13 protein-coding genes are annotated in these 16,131 nt (G+C 70.7%); 9 read left to right on the top strand and 4 right to left on the bottom strand.

Annotated features, from left to right (window positions below):
- Positions 1–78 precede the first annotated feature (78 nt).
- Together F8566_RS40030 and F8566_RS40025 are read left to right on the top strand one after the other, a co-directional pair.
- Positions 79–1,278, top strand: a complete 1,200-nt coding sequence (locus F8566_RS40030) for an RNA-guided endonuclease InsQ/TnpB family protein (protein ID WP_151567820.1) — start codon at positions 79–81, stop codon at positions 1,276–1,278.
- A gap of 80 nt (positions 1,279–1,358) precedes the next feature.
- On the top strand, positions 1,359–2,270 hold the full coding sequence (locus F8566_RS40025) for a cyclase family protein (protein WP_151567818.1): 912 nt from the start codon (positions 1,359–1,361) through the stop codon (positions 2,268–2,270).
- A gap of 13 nt (positions 2,271–2,283) precedes the next feature.
- On the opposite strand, the gene F8566_RS40020 is transcribed toward F8566_RS40025, so the two are convergent.
- The 3 genes from F8566_RS40020 to F8566_RS40010 form a co-directional block, all read right to left on the bottom strand.
- Complete coding sequence (locus F8566_RS40020; protein ID WP_151567816.1) at positions 2,284–3,792, bottom strand: AMP-binding protein; 1,509 nt, start codon at positions 3,790–3,792, stop codon at positions 2,284–2,286.
- 9 nt (positions 3,793–3,801) lie between these two features.
- Positions 3,802–4,860, bottom strand: a complete 1,059-nt coding sequence (locus tag F8566_RS40015) for an LLM class flavin-dependent oxidoreductase (protein WP_192810112.1) — start codon at positions 4,858–4,860, stop codon at positions 3,802–3,804.
- 180 nt (positions 4,861–5,040) lie between these two features.
- The gene (locus F8566_RS40010) at positions 5,041–6,672 is read right to left on the bottom strand and encodes a bifunctional lysylphosphatidylglycerol flippase/synthetase MprF (protein ID WP_151567812.1); all 1,632 of its coding nucleotides are present in this window, start codon (positions 6,670–6,672) and stop codon (positions 5,041–5,043) included.
- A 116-nt stretch (positions 6,673–6,788) separates the two neighbouring features.
- Between F8566_RS40010 and F8566_RS40005 the strand changes: the two genes are divergently transcribed.
- The 5 genes from F8566_RS40005 (at position 6,789) to F8566_RS39985 (ending at position 10,940) form a co-directional block, all read left to right on the top strand.
- A complete protein-coding gene (locus F8566_RS40005) occupies positions 6,789–7,244 on the top strand; it encodes a flavodoxin family protein (protein WP_151567810.1) in 456 nt (151 codons plus the stop codon).
- A 32-nt stretch (positions 7,245–7,276) separates the two neighbouring features.
- The gene (locus F8566_RS40000) at positions 7,277–7,576 is read left to right on the top strand and encodes a Dabb family protein (protein WP_151567808.1); all 300 of its coding nucleotides are present in this window, start codon (positions 7,277–7,279) and stop codon (positions 7,574–7,576) included.
- 306 nt (positions 7,577–7,882) lie between these two features.
- The gene (locus F8566_RS39995; protein WP_404800390.1) at positions 7,883–9,037 is read left to right on the top strand and encodes a thiolase C-terminal domain-containing protein; all 1,155 of its coding nucleotides are present in this window, start codon (positions 7,883–7,885) and stop codon (positions 9,035–9,037) included.
- A gap of 48 nt (positions 9,038–9,085) precedes the next feature.
- Positions 9,086–10,228: a sensor histidine kinase gene (locus F8566_RS39990; protein WP_151567806.1), complete on the top strand. Its 1,143-nt coding sequence runs from the start codon at positions 9,086–9,088 to the stop codon at positions 10,226–10,228.
- Positions 10,229–10,259: 31 nt separating this feature from the next.
- Positions 10,260–10,940 (top strand): response regulator transcription factor, encoded by a 681-nt coding sequence (locus F8566_RS39985; protein WP_151568133.1) that lies wholly within the window; start codon positions 10,260–10,262, stop codon positions 10,938–10,940.
- Here F8566_RS39985 and F8566_RS39980 read toward each other — a convergent pair.
- Positions 10,915–11,148, bottom strand: coding sequence for a hypothetical protein (locus F8566_RS39980; RefSeq protein WP_151567804.1), 234 nt, complete (start codon positions 11,146–11,148; stop codon positions 10,915–10,917). The two genes, F8566_RS39985 and F8566_RS39980, sit on opposite strands and share 26 nt — an antisense overlap.
- Before the next feature lie 261 nt (positions 11,149–11,409).
- Between F8566_RS39980 and F8566_RS39975 the strand changes: the two genes are divergently transcribed.
- Positions 11,410–13,533 carry an MMPL family transporter gene (locus F8566_RS39975; protein WP_225993942.1) on the top strand — a complete coding sequence of 708 codons (2,124 nt, stop codon included), beginning with the start codon at positions 11,410–11,412 and terminating at the stop codon, positions 13,531–13,533.
- Positions 13,534–13,605: 72 nt separating this feature from the next.
- On the top strand, positions 13,606–16,119 hold the full coding sequence (locus F8566_RS39970) for a bifunctional serine/threonine protein kinase/MFS transporter (protein ID WP_151567800.1): 2,514 nt from the start codon (positions 13,606–13,608) through the stop codon (positions 16,117–16,119).
- Positions 16,120–16,131: the final 12 nt, after the last annotated feature.

Raw genomic sequence — 16,131 nt, 5'->3', positions numbered from 1 at the left:
CCGATTCGCCGTCCAGGCGAACCAGCGTCTACCACAAACCACTGCAGGGTCACAGGACGAGGTACTAGTTTGTGAGACATGGGGACCACTCGCGCGAAGCGGGCGTTCAAGTACCGCTTCTACCCGACCGATGCGCAGGCAGCTGAGCTGTCGCGCACGTTCGGGTGTGTGCGGAAGGTCTACAACATGGCGCTTCAGGCTCGTACCGAGGCGTGGACGCTGCGGGCCGAGCGGGTGAACTACAACCAGACGTCGGCGTTGCTGACGGCGTGGAAGAGGACTGAAGAACTGGCCTACCTCAACGACGTCTCCTCCGTCCCACTCCAGCAGGCCCTGCGGCACCTTCAGACGGCGTTCACCAACTTCTTCGCCAAGCGGGCCAAATACCCGCGCTTCAAATCGAAAAAGAAGTCGCGCGAGTCCGCGGAATACACCACCAGCGCGTTCCGGTTCCGCGACGGCCGGCTGACATTGGCGAAGATGAGCGAGCCGCTGGTCATCGTCTGGTCCCGGCCTCTTCCCGAGGGCGCGGCCCCCTCCACGGTGACGGTCTCCCGCGACACCGCCGGGCGTTGGTTTGTGTCCCTGCTGGTGGAAGACCCCACGATCAGGCTGCTGCCAGCCACTGATACTGCGGTCGGGGTGGATGCGGGTCTTGATCATCTGCTGACCCTCTCCACTGGAGAGAAGATCACCAACCCTCGGCACGAGCGCCGCGACCGGGACCGGCTGGCCAAGGCTCAGCGGCACCTGTCCCGCAAAGCCAAGGGCGAGGGCGCCAACCGGGCCAAGGCCCGTCGCAGGGTCGCCCGGATCCATGCCCGCATCGCAGACCGGCGGCGCGATACCTTGCACAAGCTGACGACTCGGCTCGTTCGTGAGAACCAAACGATCGTGATCGAGGACCTGACCGTTCGGAACCTGCTGAAGAACGGCAAACTCGCTCGCGCCATCAGCGACGCGGCATGGAGTGAGTTCCGGAGCATGCTGGAATACAAAGCCAGCTGGTATGGCCGCGAAGTGATCGCGGTCGACCGTTGGTTCCCCTCCTCCAAGCTGTGCTCGACCTGCGGCGCCTTGCAGGACAAAATGCCGCTCAACGTCCGCACCTGGACGTGCGGCTGCGGCACGACCCACGACCGGGACGTGAACGCAGCCAACAACATCCTGGCCGCCGGGCTGGCGGTGTCTGTCTGTGGAGCCGGCGTAAGACCTCAACGGAGCACTCCGGGCGGGCAATCGGCAACGAAACAGAAACCCCCACGGCGCGAGCCGTAGGAATCCCCCTCATTCACGAGGGAGAGGAAGTCAAGCGCGGTCCTTTCAAAGTGTGTGTGTGGGAAAGGCTTAACCGAATCATGGTCGACGAGTCGAACAATTGGGGACGCTGGGGTGCCGATGACGAACGCGGGGCCCTCAACCTGCTCAGCCCGGAGGTCATCGTCGCAGCCGCCGGCTGTGTGCGGGAGGGGCGGGCGCTGAGCCTGTCGCTGCCGATCCGGGGTGCCACGTCGTCGCCCGCCCCGACCACCGTCCCGCACCTGCGGGGGAGACCGTTGCCGCAACACTTCATGTCGGTCGACGGTGGTGACTACGCGGCCGGCACGCGGGCCATCGGCGCCGGGTTGAAGGTCGCCGACGACGCGCTGGTCGTGACGCCGCACGGGACCACGACCCACATGGACGCCCTGTGCCACATGTGGTCGGGGGAGGAGCTCTACAACGGGCACCCGGCCGACCGCGTGCGCTCGTACGGCGCCGGGCGTTGCGGCATCGACAAGGCGGGCCCGGTCGTGGCGCGCGGCGTGCTCTTCGACGTCCCGCGCCTGCGGGGAGTGGACCACTTGGCGGCCGAGGACCGGATCGGACCGGACGATCTGGAGGCTTGCGGCGTCGAGGTGCGGCCAGGTGACGTCGCCGTCGTGCGCACGGGCTGGCCGCTGACCTGGCAGGACGGCCCGGACGCCTACTGGGCGGGCCAGCCGGGCCTGTCGGCGGACGGCGGGCGCTGGCTGGCCGCCCGCGACGTCTGCATGGTGGCCAGCGACAACGCGGCGATCGGGGGGCTCAACGGCCGCCAGCTCGCCGACGAGGGGCTCGCCGACGACCTGCACATGATCCTCCTGTGGCGGCACGGCATCCATCTCGCCGAGATGCTCTGGCTGGAGGAGCTCGCCGAGACGGGCCGGACCGACTTCCTCCTCGTGGTGGCCCCCCTCAGGATCGAGGGGGGCACCGCGAGTCCGGTCAATCCCGTGGCCGTTCTCTGACCGCCGGGGGTCTCTAGCTGCCCGGGTACGCGCCGCCGCCGTGCTGCTCGTCCAGCGCGTCGTAGTCGGGGGTGTAGCCGCGCTTGGGGATCTCGTCGACGAACGCCACCTCGCGCGGCTTCTTGTACGAGGCGATCTCGCCGCGCACGTGCTCGATGACGTCGTCGGCCGTGGCGGTCTCGCCTTCCTTGAGCACGACGATCGCCTTCGGTGACTGGCCGAAGCGGTCGTCGGGCACACCGATGACGGCGGCGTCGGCGATGGCCGGGTGCGACTTGAGGGCGCGTTCGACCTCGGCGGGGTAGATGTTCTCGTTCGCCGACTTGATCATGCGGAGCCGGGGGCCGATGAACGTGATCGTGCCGTCGTCCTCACGCCGGCCCAGGTCACCGGTGTGGTGCCAGCCGCCCGCCGCCTTCGCCTCGTTCAGCTCGGGGCGGTTCCAGTAGCCGGAGAAGATGCTCGGGCCCCGGGCGCAGATCTCGCCGACCTCGCCCGGCGCGACCTCGGAGCCGTCGGCGTCGAGGATGCGCACGTGGACGAGGGGCGACGGGCGGCCCGCGTACCCGGCGCCGCCCATGCCGAGACCGAGGAACGTGAGCATGCCGCCGACCTCGGTCTGCCCGTAGCCGCCCATCTTGGACGCGCACCACGGGCTGTCGTCGACCGTGATCATCTTGTCCCACTCGGGGGAGTGCGAGACGAAGTGCAGGGAGGACAGGTCGTACGCACCGTCCTTGTTGGCCTCCACCAGGCCGTCGATCATCGGGCCGAACAGGAACGCCTGCGTGCACTTCTCGGCGTCGATGAGCCGGCAGACCTCCTTCGGCTCGTACGCCGGGGTGAAGACGAGCTTGCCGCCGATCTGGAACGTCGCGAGCGTGAACATCATCGTGCCGACGTGGAACAGCGGACCGCACGCCAGGAACGTGAAGCCGTTCTCCATCTGCCTGATGTGCAGCAGCGACATGCTGTGGGAGATCAGCGCGGTGCTGCTGAGCAGCGCGGCGTTGGGCCGCCCGTCGAACGCGGCGGTGTAGAGGGCCAGCGCGGGCGTGCCAGAGAGCACGTCGGCGTGGGCCGGCTCGCTCGTGTCGCCGGAGAGGTACGACTCGTACTCGTCGCCGGACCGCACCCAGCGCGCGTCAAGGGTGACCTGGCCTCGCGCCTTCTCGACCGCCTCGGACTCCTCCCACACGACGACCTTCGGCGTGAGGTCGTTCAGGACGTACGCCAGCTCGTCGGCGCTCTGCCGCCAGTTGGCCGGGCAGAAGATGGCGCCGAGCCGGTTGCAGGCGACGAGCAGCTCCAGGACGCGGAAGGAGTTCTGCCCGAGCCACAGCACGCGCTCGCCCGCGGTGACGCCGTCCGCCGCGAGGGCGTGCGCCAGGCGGTTCACCCGGTCGTCGAGCTCGGGATAGGTCAACCGTACGTCGCCGTCCACGACGGCGGTGTCGAGCGGCCGGCCGCGCCGATGCTCGCTGAGGACGTCCCCGAGAGTGAACCGTTGTACGACGGACATCGCGCCTCCTTAACGGAACGCCGGCATGACTTCTGCGGCGAAGAACTTCAGGACCTTCTTCATCTCCTCGATCGGCACGGGCCGGGTCGAGCCGAAGTCGCACATGAGGTTCGTGAACCCCATCTCCTGGATGGTCTTGATCTGGCCGATGACCCGCTCCGGGTCGCCGATGACCTCCAGCTGCTCCCAGCGGAAGTCGTTGTCGACCGAGCCGCCCTTGAGGTAGCGGTGCTGGTAGTACTCGAACCCCTTGGCGGCCTGGCCGGTCTTGGGGTCGATGGGCGCGCTCTGCACGTTGAAGATGCGCGACCGGTCGAACATCGCCTCGAAGCGCGCCTGGTCCTCACGGGCCTGCTCCACGGTCGGCGCGACGTACACCGAACGGCTCGCCACCAGCTCCATCCCGGTGGTGTCGATGCCGCTGGCGGCGGCGGTCGCGTGCCAGGTCTCGGCGGCCTTCGCGATCTTCTTGAACGGGGCTGCGGGGTCGGCCAGGATCGGGATGCCGCGCGCCGCGTACAGCTCCACCGTCTCGGGGCTGACCGCCGCCACATGCAGCGGCGGGTGCGGGCGCTGGACGGGCTTGGGCATCAGCGTCAGCGGGTTCGTGGTCTCGTAGAACCGGCCCTTGTACTCGAAGTCGTTCTGCGTCCACAGCCCGAGGATCATGTCGAGGCACTCGTTGAAGCGGTCCCGGGCCTCGCTCAGGTCGAGCCCGAAGTTCTCGAACTCGATGCTCTGGTAGCCGCGGCCGATCCCCACCTCCAGCCGCCCGCCGGACAGCAGGTCCACCATCGCGGCCTCCTCGGCCACGTGGATGGGGTTGTGCAGGGGAAGGACGACGATCCCGGTGCCCAGCCGGAGCTTCTCCGTGCGTGCTGCGAGGTTGGACAGCAGGTTGAAGATGTTGGGAACGACGCCGTAGTCCCGGAAGTGGTGCTCGGCGACCCACACCCCGTCGAAGCCGAGCTCCTCCAGGAGCTCGACGATCTCGATCTGGTAGTCGTACACCTCCCGCGCGGACTGCCCCGCGTTCTGGTGGAAGAGGTGGAAGGTCGAGAACTTCATCGGGCGGTCAGCCACGTGTACGGCTCCTTCTCCAGCGGGCCCGGCGGTCGACACGCGGTACCGCCGCCGCGGCGTCCGACGCCTGACCCATCATTACGTACCAAGCGCTCGCTTGGGAAGCCTAACAGGTGTCCCCGTGCTCGAAGAAGAACTCGTGCTCAATGAAGAAGCGGGTGGCGATCAGGGGCGTTCGAGCTGGCCGGCGGGCTCGGCGAGCGCGGGCTCTGCCGCCGCGGCCGGGCGGGTGCGGCCGAACTCCAGCGTGAGCAGGGCGGCGGCCAGCCACACGATGTCGAACCACGACCGGAAGACGATGGAACGAGGCCGGTAGCCAGGGCGGAACTTCCTGTCGAAGAGGTACAGCGACTCCACCGCGATCCACGGATCGAGCAGGTGCAGTGCCCGGTATCCGGCCTTCTCCAGAACGCTGCGCTCGCCGGAGTCCAGCAGCTCGCGGAACGCGGCGAAGTTGAGCGAGACCACGCTGAGACCGCGCTCCCGGGCGTACTCGATCATTTCGACGATCAGCCGCTCGTTGACGCCGTTCGGGGCGCCGGGCACCCGCCGCATCGCGTCAAGGCTGATCCCCTCGCCCGCCGTCACGTACCGCTGGAACGCGATCGGAACTCCCTGCGCGTCGTACGCCACGGCCACGATGGCGCCCTGGTGGTAGCCGGTCAGGAGCTCGTCCAGGTTCATCGAGAAGCCGCGTTCGGCCGCGCCCCCGAGCGAACGCGACGCCACGTCCATCAGCCGCTCCCGTAGCCCGGGCTCCAGCTCGCCTTCCCGGAGGATCTCCGATGTCACACCGGAGTTGCGGGTGCGCTTCACCGCCTGCCGGACGTTGCGCATATGGCGTCCCGCCAGGCTGAACTCGGCGGGCCGCACGACGACCTCGTCCCCGAAGCCGAACGAGCGCAGCCGTCCCCACCGGGGCAGCAGCTCGGCGCTCGCGCCGAGCACCGCCGGGCGCCACCCGGTCCGCCGGGTCAGCGCCAGGAACGCCCCGATCGCCGCGTCGTGCGAACGCGGGTCGCCGACCGGATCCCCGCCCGCCACCGCGAGGCCGAAGAGCACCCGGTAACCGATCGCGGCCCGGCCGTCCGGGCTGAAGACGTACGACTTGTCCCGGCGCAACGCGAACGGCGCAAGCGTGTCGGAGCCGGGATGGGCGACCAGCCGGGCGACGCGGTGCCGCTCGTCCTCGCCACCCGGCGGGGGTGCGGGATCGGGCGCGAGCAGGCTGACCACGATGACCAGGAAACCGGCCGCGCCCACCAGCGCCAGCACACCCGGCAGCCACGCGGCGCCGTGGATGGGCCCGCCCGTCGCACCCAGGCCGCTGGCCACGTCACCCGCGACCGCGCGGACGGAGACGCCGCCGAACGACACCGCTCCCACGACCGAGCCGATGACCAGGACCGCCCCGGTGCGCACAGCCGTCCGGACCCGCTCGGGATGCGGCCGGACGGTGAAGCCGTCCCGGCGCAGCCACAGCGCCACCAGCGCGGCGATCAGCAAGGGCAGCCGCCAGGCCGGGTCGTCCCCGGTCAGCACCGCGAGCACGCCCATCGTCACCACCGCGACCAGGCCGTACCAGGCGGCACGGCGGCGCAGCAGCACGCCGCGCGCGACGAGTCCCAGCGCCAGGGCGAGCGCCAGGGCGTGGGCGGGTGCGAGCGGACGGCCGGTGGCCAGCACGGACAGCCGGAGCATCCATCCCGGCGCGTCCTCCATCACCGGTACCGCGACGAGCGCCGCGACCAGCGTGGTGGCCAGGGCGAGCGGCCAGGCGGGTTTCGCGTCCTCCACAGCACACCTCCGATGATCGGCGGCACCCAACAGACTAAGCCCGCGTGGCCTGACCGCCCGGCCAGCAACCCCTCACGGCGAAGCCACCGTAGGGACGTGGCCTAGGGTCGGAAGTGATGAAGAAGCTCCTGATCGTCCACCACACGCCGTCGCCGAACCTTCAGGCGATGTACGAGGCGGTGCGCTCGGGCGCGACGACCGACGAGATCGAGGGCGTGGAGGTGATCTCCCGTCCCGCGCTGACCGCCTCGCCCGTGGACGTCCTGGGGGCCGACGGCTACCTGCTCGGCACCCCGGTCAACCTCGGCTACCTGTCCGGTGCCCTCAAGCACTTCTTCGACCAGATCTACTATCCGTGCCTGGAAGAGACCGTCCGGCGGCCGTACGGGGCGTACCTGCACGGCAACAACGACGCCACCGGGGCCCTCCGCGCGCTCGAATCGATCACGACCGGCCTGAAGTGGCGCGCCGTCCTCCCTCCGCGTGTCGTGACCGGCGAGCCGGCCCGCACGGACCTGGAGGCGTGCTGGGAACTGGGCGCCACGGTCGCCGCCGAGCTGGGCTCGGTCTGACCGGCCTGTTTCCGCCGCGCTACGGTTTCGGCATGAGCGGTTTTCGGCATGTCGTGATGTTCAAGTGGGCCGCGGGCACGACCACCGGCCAGCAGGACGAGGTGGCCGCGCGCCTGACCGGGCTGACCGGTGTGATCCCCGAGATCGCGTCGTTCAGCGTCGGCGCCGACGCGGGCGTCAACCAGGGCAACCACGACTTCGTCGTGGTCGCCGACTTCGCCGATCAGGACGCCTACGTCGCCTACCGCGACCACCCGGCCCATCGAGCGGTCGTCGACGAGTACATCAAGCCGATCCTCGCCGAACGCGCCGCCATCCAGTACGAGCTCTAGGGCCGTATTCAAGGTAATTCAACCGAGCAAGCGCTTGTCTACGCGTTCGAATACGGCTAGTTTCGCGGGAAGCTGCCTGTCGGGATGGATCGCGCCCCGTCCCGGCAGGCGGCACTGCTTTATTGCTTTCGCGGCCTCGGGATCCTCGCCTGGCGGCTCGGATCCCGAACCGCAAAAGCGGCGAGCGCGACATCGCTTCGCGATCTCTCGTGAAGCTTCGCCTCCGGCTCGCTTCACGACCCGTTAGCGCGCTCGCGTGCGAATGCGGGTAGGCGTTCAGCTGACGGGAGATCGAGGAGGCGTTCGGTGGGAGGCCAGGGGTTCGCAGGACGGGCGGCGATCGCGGGCATTGGGATGACCGAGCTGTCGCGCGCGTCTGGGCGGACCGAGCTGCAGCTGGCCGCCGAGGCGGCTCGCGTCGCGCTCGCGGAGGCGGCCGAGGCCACGGGCGGCGCGGTCGAACGGCCGGGCGCGATCCTCAGCTATCACCTGAACGACTCCGCGCCCGTCCTCTACCTGGCCCGCGAGCTGAGGCTCCCGGAGATCGGGTGGCACAACGAGATCTACGGCGGCGGCACGCAGAGCGCGTCGATCCTCGCCGACGCGGCCATGCTCGTCACCGCGGGGATCGCCGACAGCGTCCTCGTCTACCGTGCGCTCAACGGCCGCTCCGGCCGCCGCATGAACACCCTCGGCCTCAAGCTGGGGGAGGGGACCGAGGAACAGTTCACCCATCCGTACGGCATGGCCGGGCCCGTCCACCAGTTCGCCCTGGCCGGGCAGCGCTACCTGCACGACGCCGGGCTGACCGACGAGCACACCTACGCCGTGGTCGCCCAATCCAGGGTGCATGCCGCCGGCAACCCGCGCGCCCTGCGCCGCGAGCCCCTCGACCTGGCCGCCTACCGGGACAGTCCCATGGTGGCCTCGCCGCTCCGGCGGCTCGACTGCTGCCAGGAGACCGACGGCGCCTGCGCGCTCGTCGTCACGAAGGCCGACCTCGCCCCGGAGGCGCCCCGGATCCACGCCGTGGTCCGCGGCGGCGGTCCCGGTGCCTCGACCATGGACAAGGCCGGCGATGTCACCAGGATCTTCTCGTCGTACGTCGCCGGGCCCCTCTACGAGGCCGCCGGCATGAAGCCCGGCGACATCGACGTGTCGCTCCTCTACGACGCGTACAGCTGGCTGGTGCCCCGCCAGCTGGAGGACTTCGGTCTCGTCCGGCGCGAAGACCTCGGCCACGCCCTGCGAACGCGGGAGATCGCCTGGAACGGCCGCGTCCCGGTCAACCCGCACGGCGGCCTTCTCTCCGAGGGCTACGTCCACGGTTTCAACAACGTGGCCGAGGCCGTGCGCCAGTTGCGCGGCACCGGCACCGCTCAGGTACGCGATGCCGAGGTCGCCCTCTGCACGGGCTTCGGCGGCAGCTATGGCAGTGCCGCCGTCCTCACCCGCCCCTAGCGTCAAGATCGCTCTACTCGGGCGACGTGGCGGGCGTACGGTGACCTCATGACGGGCCTGCGGCGGTTTGCGATCGATGCCGGGATCGCCACGGTGGCCGGGCTGATCAACGCGATCATGATCCATGAGGCGCAGGAGCCGTGGTCGCGAACGCCCGACGCGTTCGCCTACACGCTGGGCGTCCTCATGACGTTGCCGATCTTCCTGCACCGGCACCGGCCTCTCGCCGCGCTGCTGTTGTCGAGCCTGGTGCTGTTCGCCTACTACTCGTCGGACTATCCGGGGATATCACCGATCACGGTCCTGGCCCCGCCGCTCTACTCGGCGGTCATGGCGGGCCATCTGCGCTGGGCCGTCGGGGTGATCTCCACGTTCTACGTCGGCGGCTACCTCATCGTCGTCTTCAACGAGCAGATCGAGGCCCTGCAGGCGCTGTCGGAGTTCCTGACGAACGGCGGGCTGGCGGTGGCCGTGATCCTGCTGGCCGAGGTGGTACGGAGCCGCCGCGCGCTCGCGGAGGAGACGCAGGAGCGGTTGCGGTTGGCGGCCGACGAACGGGAGATCCTGGCGGCGCGGCGGGTCGCCGAGGACCGGGTCCGGATCGCCCGCGAGCTGCACGACACCGTGGCGCACAGCATGGCCACGATCACGGTCCAGGCGCGTACGGCGTTGCACGTGCACGGCGAGGACCCGGCGTCCGACGACGTCCGCACGGCGCTCAGCGCGATCCGCGAGACCAGCAAACGCGCGCTGCGAGAGATGGGGGACACCTTGGGAGTGTTGCGGGCCGAGCCTGCGGACAAGGCCGACGGGGTGGGACTGGAACGCCTGCCGGCGCTGGTCGAGGCGGTCCAGGCGGCTGGGGTGCCCGTCGAGCTGGCGGTCACCGGGACCTCGGGAGAGCTCGCGCCCGCCGTGGACCACGCCGCGTACCGCATCATGCAGGAGTCGCTGACCAACGTGCTGCGGCACGCGGGTTCCGAGGTGAACGCGCGAGTGCGCGTCGCGTACGAGCCGGAGGACGTCGTCCTGGAGATCGCCGATGACGGGGTGGGGTCCGAGGAGGAGTGCGGACACGGGCTGAACGGCATGCGGGAGCGCGCGGAAGGGCTGGGCGGGACGCTCACCGCCGAGCCCGGCCCCGACGGCGGCTTCGTCGTCACCGCGCGGCTGCCCCGGGACACGGCGTGATCGGGGACACGGCGTGATCGGGGAGGCAGGGGTGATCCGGGTGGTGCTCGCCGACGACCAGTCGCTCGTGCGGGCGGGGTTCCGGGTGCTGCTGGAGACGGCGGCCGACATCGAGGTGGTCGGCGAGGCCGAGAACGGCGGCATCGCCGTCGCCATGGCCCGGCGGCACCTGCCCGACGTCGTGCTGATGGACCTGCGGATGCCCGAGATCGACGGGCTCACCGCCACCCGGCGCATCACGGCCGACCCGGCGCTGGGCGGCGTGCGGGTCGTCGTGCTCACCACCTACGCCGAGGACGAGAACGTCTTCCGGGCGCTGCACGCGGGAGCGAGCGGCTTCCTGGTCAAGGACATCGAACCCGAGGACCTCCAGCAGGCCGTCCGCGTGGTCGCGGGCGGCGACTCGCTGCTGGCGCCCGCGGTGACGCGCGCCGTGATCGAGGCGTTCGTCCGGCATGGCCCCGAGGGGCGCGCGGCGACCGCGCACGCCGGGCCGATGACGCTGCTGACCGCGCGCGAGCGGGAGGTGGTCCGGCTGGTCGGGCGCGGGCTGTCGAACGACGAGATCGCCGGAGCGCTCGTCGTCAGCCCGCTCACCGCCAAGACGCACGTGAGCCGCGCGATGAGCAAGCTCGGCGTGCGCGATCGCGCGCAGCTGGTCGTGCTGGCCTACGAGTCCGGGCTCGTCACCCCCGGGAACGGGCACTCATGATGACGTCGCGCAGCTGCTGAGGCGTGGGCGCCTCGACCAGCCGCGGGCCTCCCAGGGTGGGCACCAGGGCCCACCATGAGCCGGTCGCGTCGCCGTACCAGACCCGCACCCCCGGAAACTGCTCCTGCAGACCCCGCGTCAGCGCGGCGCGAAGCTCCGCCGGCGGCGGTTCCTCCCGCCCGGCGGCAGCGCCCCGTTGAGACGACATCCGCGCCCCTTTCCCCCCGTTGACCTCACCGGTAACAGCGTTCCCATGACAAGAATCGTCACCACTTCTGGGCCACATGTGATGAAACACACCATGTGTACCGACAGTCTGTCGGATCGGAGTACAGCGCGGGGCGTACTCCGGCGGGAGTACGGACACGGTTCAGTGTCATCGCAGGCCGGATGTGCCACAGGACACCGAAACGCGAGGCTCTGCCATGAAGACACGTGGCAAGCATCGACCACCTCGAAGGTGATTTCTGTGACGACCCCCTCACCGCCCGAAGGCGCACTGGCCCGGCTCGCGCGGTTCTGTTACCGGCGCCGCCGGCTGACCGTGCTCGGCTGGGTCCTCGGCACGATCCTCGTGCTGTTCGTGGGCTTCGGTTACGCGGCAGATCCGCTGAACGACTTCTCGGGCGGCGAGTCGGAGTCGGCCAAGGCGACCCAGCTGCTCGAGGACCACTTTCCGGAGATGAGCGGCGACAGCATCACGCTGGCGATCCGCGCCGAGGGCGGGGTGCGGAGTCCCGCCGTGCGGGCGGAGGTCGAACGGGCCGTCGACCGGCTCGGCAAGACCCCGCACGTCGCGTCGGTGTCCTCCCCGTACCAGGGCTTCGGACAGATCTCCGGGGACGGCAAGACGGCCTTCGCGACGGCCAACCTCGACGTGCCGTCCGACGACATGCCCAAGGAGGAGGTCGCCAAGCTGCTGGACGACGTGCGCGAGAGCTCAGGCCCGGTCCGCCTAGAACTGGGCGGCGCGGCGGTCGACATCGCCGAGACTCCCGAGGGCGGCGGCTCCGAGGGCGTGGGCCTGCTGGCCGCGATCGTCATCCTGCTGGTCGCGTTCGGATCGGTGCTGGCGATGGGGCTGCCCATCGTGACCGCCCTCTTCGGCATCGGCAGCGGCCTGGCGCTCATCTCCCTGCTGGGCCATCTGCTGCCCGCACCCTCGTTCAGCCCGATCGTGGCCGCGCTGATCGGCCTCGGTGTCGGCATCGACTACGCGCTCTTCATCGTGACGCGCTACCGCGAGGGCCTCGCCGAGGGCCGTGACCCCGAGGACGCGACGGTCACCGCGATCGCGACCGCGGGCCGTGCCGTGCTGTTCGCCGGCGTCACCGTGGTGATCGCGCTGATGGGGCTGTTCGTCATGCAGCAGAAGCTGCTGAACGGGGTGGCGGTGGCCGCCGGCGTGACCGTGCTGATGACGATGGTGACCGCGGTGACGCTACTGCCCGCGCTGCTCGGCTTCACCGGCCGGAACATCGACCGGCTGCGCGTGCCGGGCCTCGGCCGGGCGCGCCGCCCGCTGGCCGAGCGGTGGGCGCGTACGGTGCAGCGCCGCCCGGTCGTGGCAGGGCTCGCCGCGTCCGTGGTGCTGCTGGTGCTGGCCGCCCCGGCGTTGTCGATGCGCCTGAGCCTGCCGGACTCCAGCACGCAGCCGCACGACACCAGCGGGTACGCCTCGCACCGCATCCTGTCCGAGGGCTTCGGCGCCGGCACGGCCGCACCGCTCGTCGTGGTGGTCCAGGGCGGCGACGCGCGGAAGGTCGCCGACGCGGTCCGGGAGACGCCCGGCCTGGCCGCGGTGCAGCCCCCGCTGGCCAGCAAGGACGGCGCGGCGTCGGTGTTCGTCGCGTTCCCGAAGACCGGCGCGCAGGACGAGGCGACCCCGAAGCTGGTGCACAAGCTGCGCGACGAGGTCGTGCCGCGCGCCATCGCCGGAACGAACACGCAGGTGCACGTGGGCGGCCCCAACGCCGCGTCGATCGACTTCGCCGACAGCGTGCAGTCCCGGCTGCCGTGGCTCATCACCGTGGTCGTCAGCCTGTCGCTGCTGCTCCTGATCGTGCTGGTCCGGTCGGTCACCGTGGCCCTGCAGGCCGCGCTCATGAACCTCCTGTCGGTCGCCGCCGCCTACGGGGTGCTGACCGCCGTCGTGCAGTGGGGCTGGGCCGGGAGCCTGCTCGGATTCCCGACCGACATGCCGGTCGCCACGTGGGTGCCGCTGATGATGTTCCCGATCCTGTTCGGGCTCTCGATGGACTATGAGGTGTTCCTGGTCTCCCGGATCCGCGAGTACTACGAGCAGGGCGTGGAGACGCGCGAGGCCGTCGCGCAGGGGCTCGCCCGGACCGCCCGGGTCATCACCGCCGCCGCGGCCATCATGGTCATGGTCTTCCTGTCGGTGCTGCTCGGCGCCGACATCGCGGTCAAGCAGATGGGACTCGGCCTCGGCGTCGCGGTGCTGATCGACGCGACGATCGTCCGGCTCGTTCTCGTGCCCGCGCTGATGGAGATCTGCGGCAAGGCCAACTGGTGGCTCCCCAAGCCGCTGGCCCGGCTGCTTCCGGCCAGGCTGTCGCACGCGGAGAGCTGACCCAGGCGGTGCGCGGTGTGGTCAAATGGTCACCGTTTATCGGAGATCAGGTACTTCGTACACGGGGGACCAATGGCCGAACCGCTCAAGCCGGGCGATCCCGAACGACTGGGCGCCTACGACCTCGTCGGCCGCCTGGGGGAGGGCGGCCAGGGCGTGGTGTTCGAGGGCCGCGGTCCCGAGGGCGAGCGGGTCGCCGTCAAGCTGCTCCGAGCGCAGCTCAGCGGCGACCCCACGGCCCGCTCGCGTTTCGTGCGCGAGATCGAGGCGGCCGAACGGGTCGCCGGGTTCTGCACCGCCCAGGTGCTGGACGCCGACGCCGAGGGCGACCAGCCGTACATCGTCAGCGAGTTCGTCGAGGGGCGGTCGCTCCAGCAACTGGTGCTGGAGGACGGGCCGCGCTCCGGCGGCGACCTGCACCGCCTGGCGATCGGCACCGCCACGGCGCTCGCGGCGATCCACCAAGCCGGGATCGTGCACCGCGACTTCAAGCCGCCGAACGTGCTGATGGGCCCGGACGGCCCGCGCGTCATCGACTTCGGGATCGCGCGGGCTCTGGACGGCACCGGGACGATGACCAGCCACGTCGTCGGCACCCCGGCGTACATGGCCCCCGAGCAGGTGGCGGGCGCGGCGCTCGGCCCGCACACCGACGTGTTCGCCTGGGGCGCCACCCTGGTGTTCGCCGCGACCGGGCGGACCCCGTTCGGCAGCGACACCATCCCGGCGGTCATGCACCGGATCCTGCATGGTGAGCCCGACCTGTCAGCCCTTCCCGCACCGCTCGCAGGGCTGGTCGCCGCCTGCCTCAACAAGAACCCCGCGTACCGCCCGACGTCCGCGCAACTGGTCTTCAGCCTGCTCGGCCACCAGGGCGCGGCCCCGGCGGTCGCCGGGACGACCGCCGTCGAGCCGTTCCTCGAACAGGGCGCGGGCATGGCCACCGGCAAGATCACACCGCCGCCGCTGCCGCCCGTCCAGATCGCCGCCTCGCCCCCGCCCGGCCAGGTCCCGTTCCAGCCGCCGATCCCACCGCCGCCCTCGCCGGCTCCGCCGGCCATGGCCGCCGCCCCGCAGGCGCACGGAAACCCGGCGCTCACCGTCGTCGCGGTCAGCCTCGCCACCTTGGCGCTCGGGCTGGGCCTGTACTGGTCCCAGACTCTGCTGCCGCTCCGCAGCGACCCCGGCATGCGGTTCTGGCTGGGGGTCAGCTACCCGGCGGTCCTCGCCATGGCGCTGGTCCCGATGGGGCGCGTCGCCGACAGCATCGGGCGCAAGAAGGTCTTCCTGGGCGGGCTGGGTGGCTTCGCCGTCGCGTCGGTCCTGCAGACGGTGTTGTTCGGGGCCGTTCCCGGCATCGCGGGCGGATGGTTCAACGTCGTGCCGAGAGTGCTGATGGGGTTGTGCGCCGCCGCCGTGTCGGCCACCGGCGTCGCGTTGCTGCGCGAGGCCTTCCCCGGGCGGAGCTTCGCGTTCCCGATCGGCATCTGGGGCGCCGTGGCCGGGATGCCGGCCGTGCTCGGTTCAGTGGTGGTGTCGTTGTTCGACGGCGGGGGCAACTGGATCGTCTCCCTCGCGGTGCTCCCGTTCGTGATGCTGGCGTTTCTCATCGGCGTGATCGGCACCCGCGACTCCCGGCACAGCGGGCCCGGCCGTGCCGTCGACATCCCCGGGGCCGCGCTCATGGGGCTGTTCGGACTGAGCCTCATCTTCGGAGTCTGGTCCGGCGACGCCAACGGCTGGACGGACTGGCGCACCCTGGCCGGGCTGGTGATCGGAGCCGTGTCCCTGCTCGCCCTGGTCGTCGTCCAGCTCGCGCTCCGGCCCGCGCTGTTCTCCCCGCGGCTCGCCGCCACGGTGCTGGCGGGCGTCGCGGTGTTCGGCGCGTACTACGTCTATGACCGAGCCCTGTTCGAGGCGAACATCGTCAACTCCGCGACCAGAGGAGGACAGTGGTTCGGCCTGCGGCTGATCCCCACCATGGTGGGCGCTCTGGTCGCCGCGCCGCTCACCGGGCTGGTGATCTCGAAGGCGGGCGTCCGCCGGCCGCTCGCGGTGGCCCCGGTCACGCTGGCGCTCAGCGCGCTGGGCGCCATGGTCATGCTGGACGCCGACATGCCCTATCCCGTCGTGGCCCTTCTCCTGCTGATGGAAGGCGTCGCCATGGGCATGCTGACCGTGGCCCTGGCGGTGGCGATCGTCGGCGACCCTCCCGATGGGCTGACCGGCTTCGGGGGTGGCCTCCAGGAGTTGATCCAGTCGATGGGCGCCCAGTTCGCCATCCTGCTCCTTCTCCTCGGAGAGGCGCGCGACTACGGCGGCGGCGCTTCGACGCGCGTTTCGAACCTCGACGAGGTCTTTCGCATCCCGCTGCTCATCGCGGTTCTCGTCGCGCTGCTCGCCGCCGTCGTCTTCGCCATGATCCGCCGCCCCGACCTGGAGCCCGCCGAACGCCGCCACCCCGCCGCGCAACCCGGGCCGCTGGGCGGACCGGCTCATCCCGGCCTTGCCGCGCCGCAGCCGGGGCAGCCGCAGGCCTCGTCACCCGCCTACTACGCGGGGACCGAGCCTCCCAGAGCTGAATGACCAGCCCGTCGA

The organism is Actinomadura rudentiformis (genome assembly GCF_008923185.1).
GTDB classification, from domain to species: domain Bacteria; phylum Actinomycetota; class Actinomycetes; order Streptosporangiales; family Streptosporangiaceae; genus Spirillospora; species Spirillospora rudentiformis.
This window is presented reverse-complemented; position numbering and strand designations above follow the sequence as displayed.

Bases quoted from the DNA above. Each gene is read 5' to 3' on its own strand.
- F8566_RS40030 (WP_151567820.1), top strand. From the start codon at position 79: ATGGGGACCACTCGCGCGAAGCGGGCGTTCAAGTACCGCTTCTACCCG.
- F8566_RS40025 (WP_151567818.1), top strand. From the start codon at position 1,359: ATGGTCGACGAGTCGAACAATTGGGGACGCTGGGGTGCCGATGACGAA.
- F8566_RS40020 (WP_151567816.1), bottom strand. From the start codon at position 3,792: ATGTCCGTCGTACAACGGTTCACTCTCGGGGACGTCCTCAGCGAGCAT.
- F8566_RS40015 (WP_192810112.1), bottom strand. From the start codon at position 4,860: ATGAAGTTCTCGACCTTCCACCTCTTCCACCAGAACGCGGGGCAGTCC.
- F8566_RS40005 (WP_151567810.1), top strand. From the start codon at position 6,789: ATGAAGAAGCTCCTGATCGTCCACCACACGCCGTCGCCGAACCTTCAG.
- F8566_RS40000 (WP_151567808.1), top strand. From the start codon at position 7,277: ATGAGCGGTTTTCGGCATGTCGTGATGTTCAAGTGGGCCGCGGGCACG.
- F8566_RS39990 (WP_151567806.1), top strand. From the start codon at position 9,086: ATGACGGGCCTGCGGCGGTTTGCGATCGATGCCGGGATCGCCACGGTG.
- F8566_RS39980 (WP_151567804.1), bottom strand. From the start codon at position 11,148: ATGTCGTCTCAACGGGGCGCTGCCGCCGGGCGGGAGGAACCGCCGCCG.
- F8566_RS39970 (WP_151567800.1), top strand. From the start codon at position 13,606: ATGGCCGAACCGCTCAAGCCGGGCGATCCCGAACGACTGGGCGCCTAC.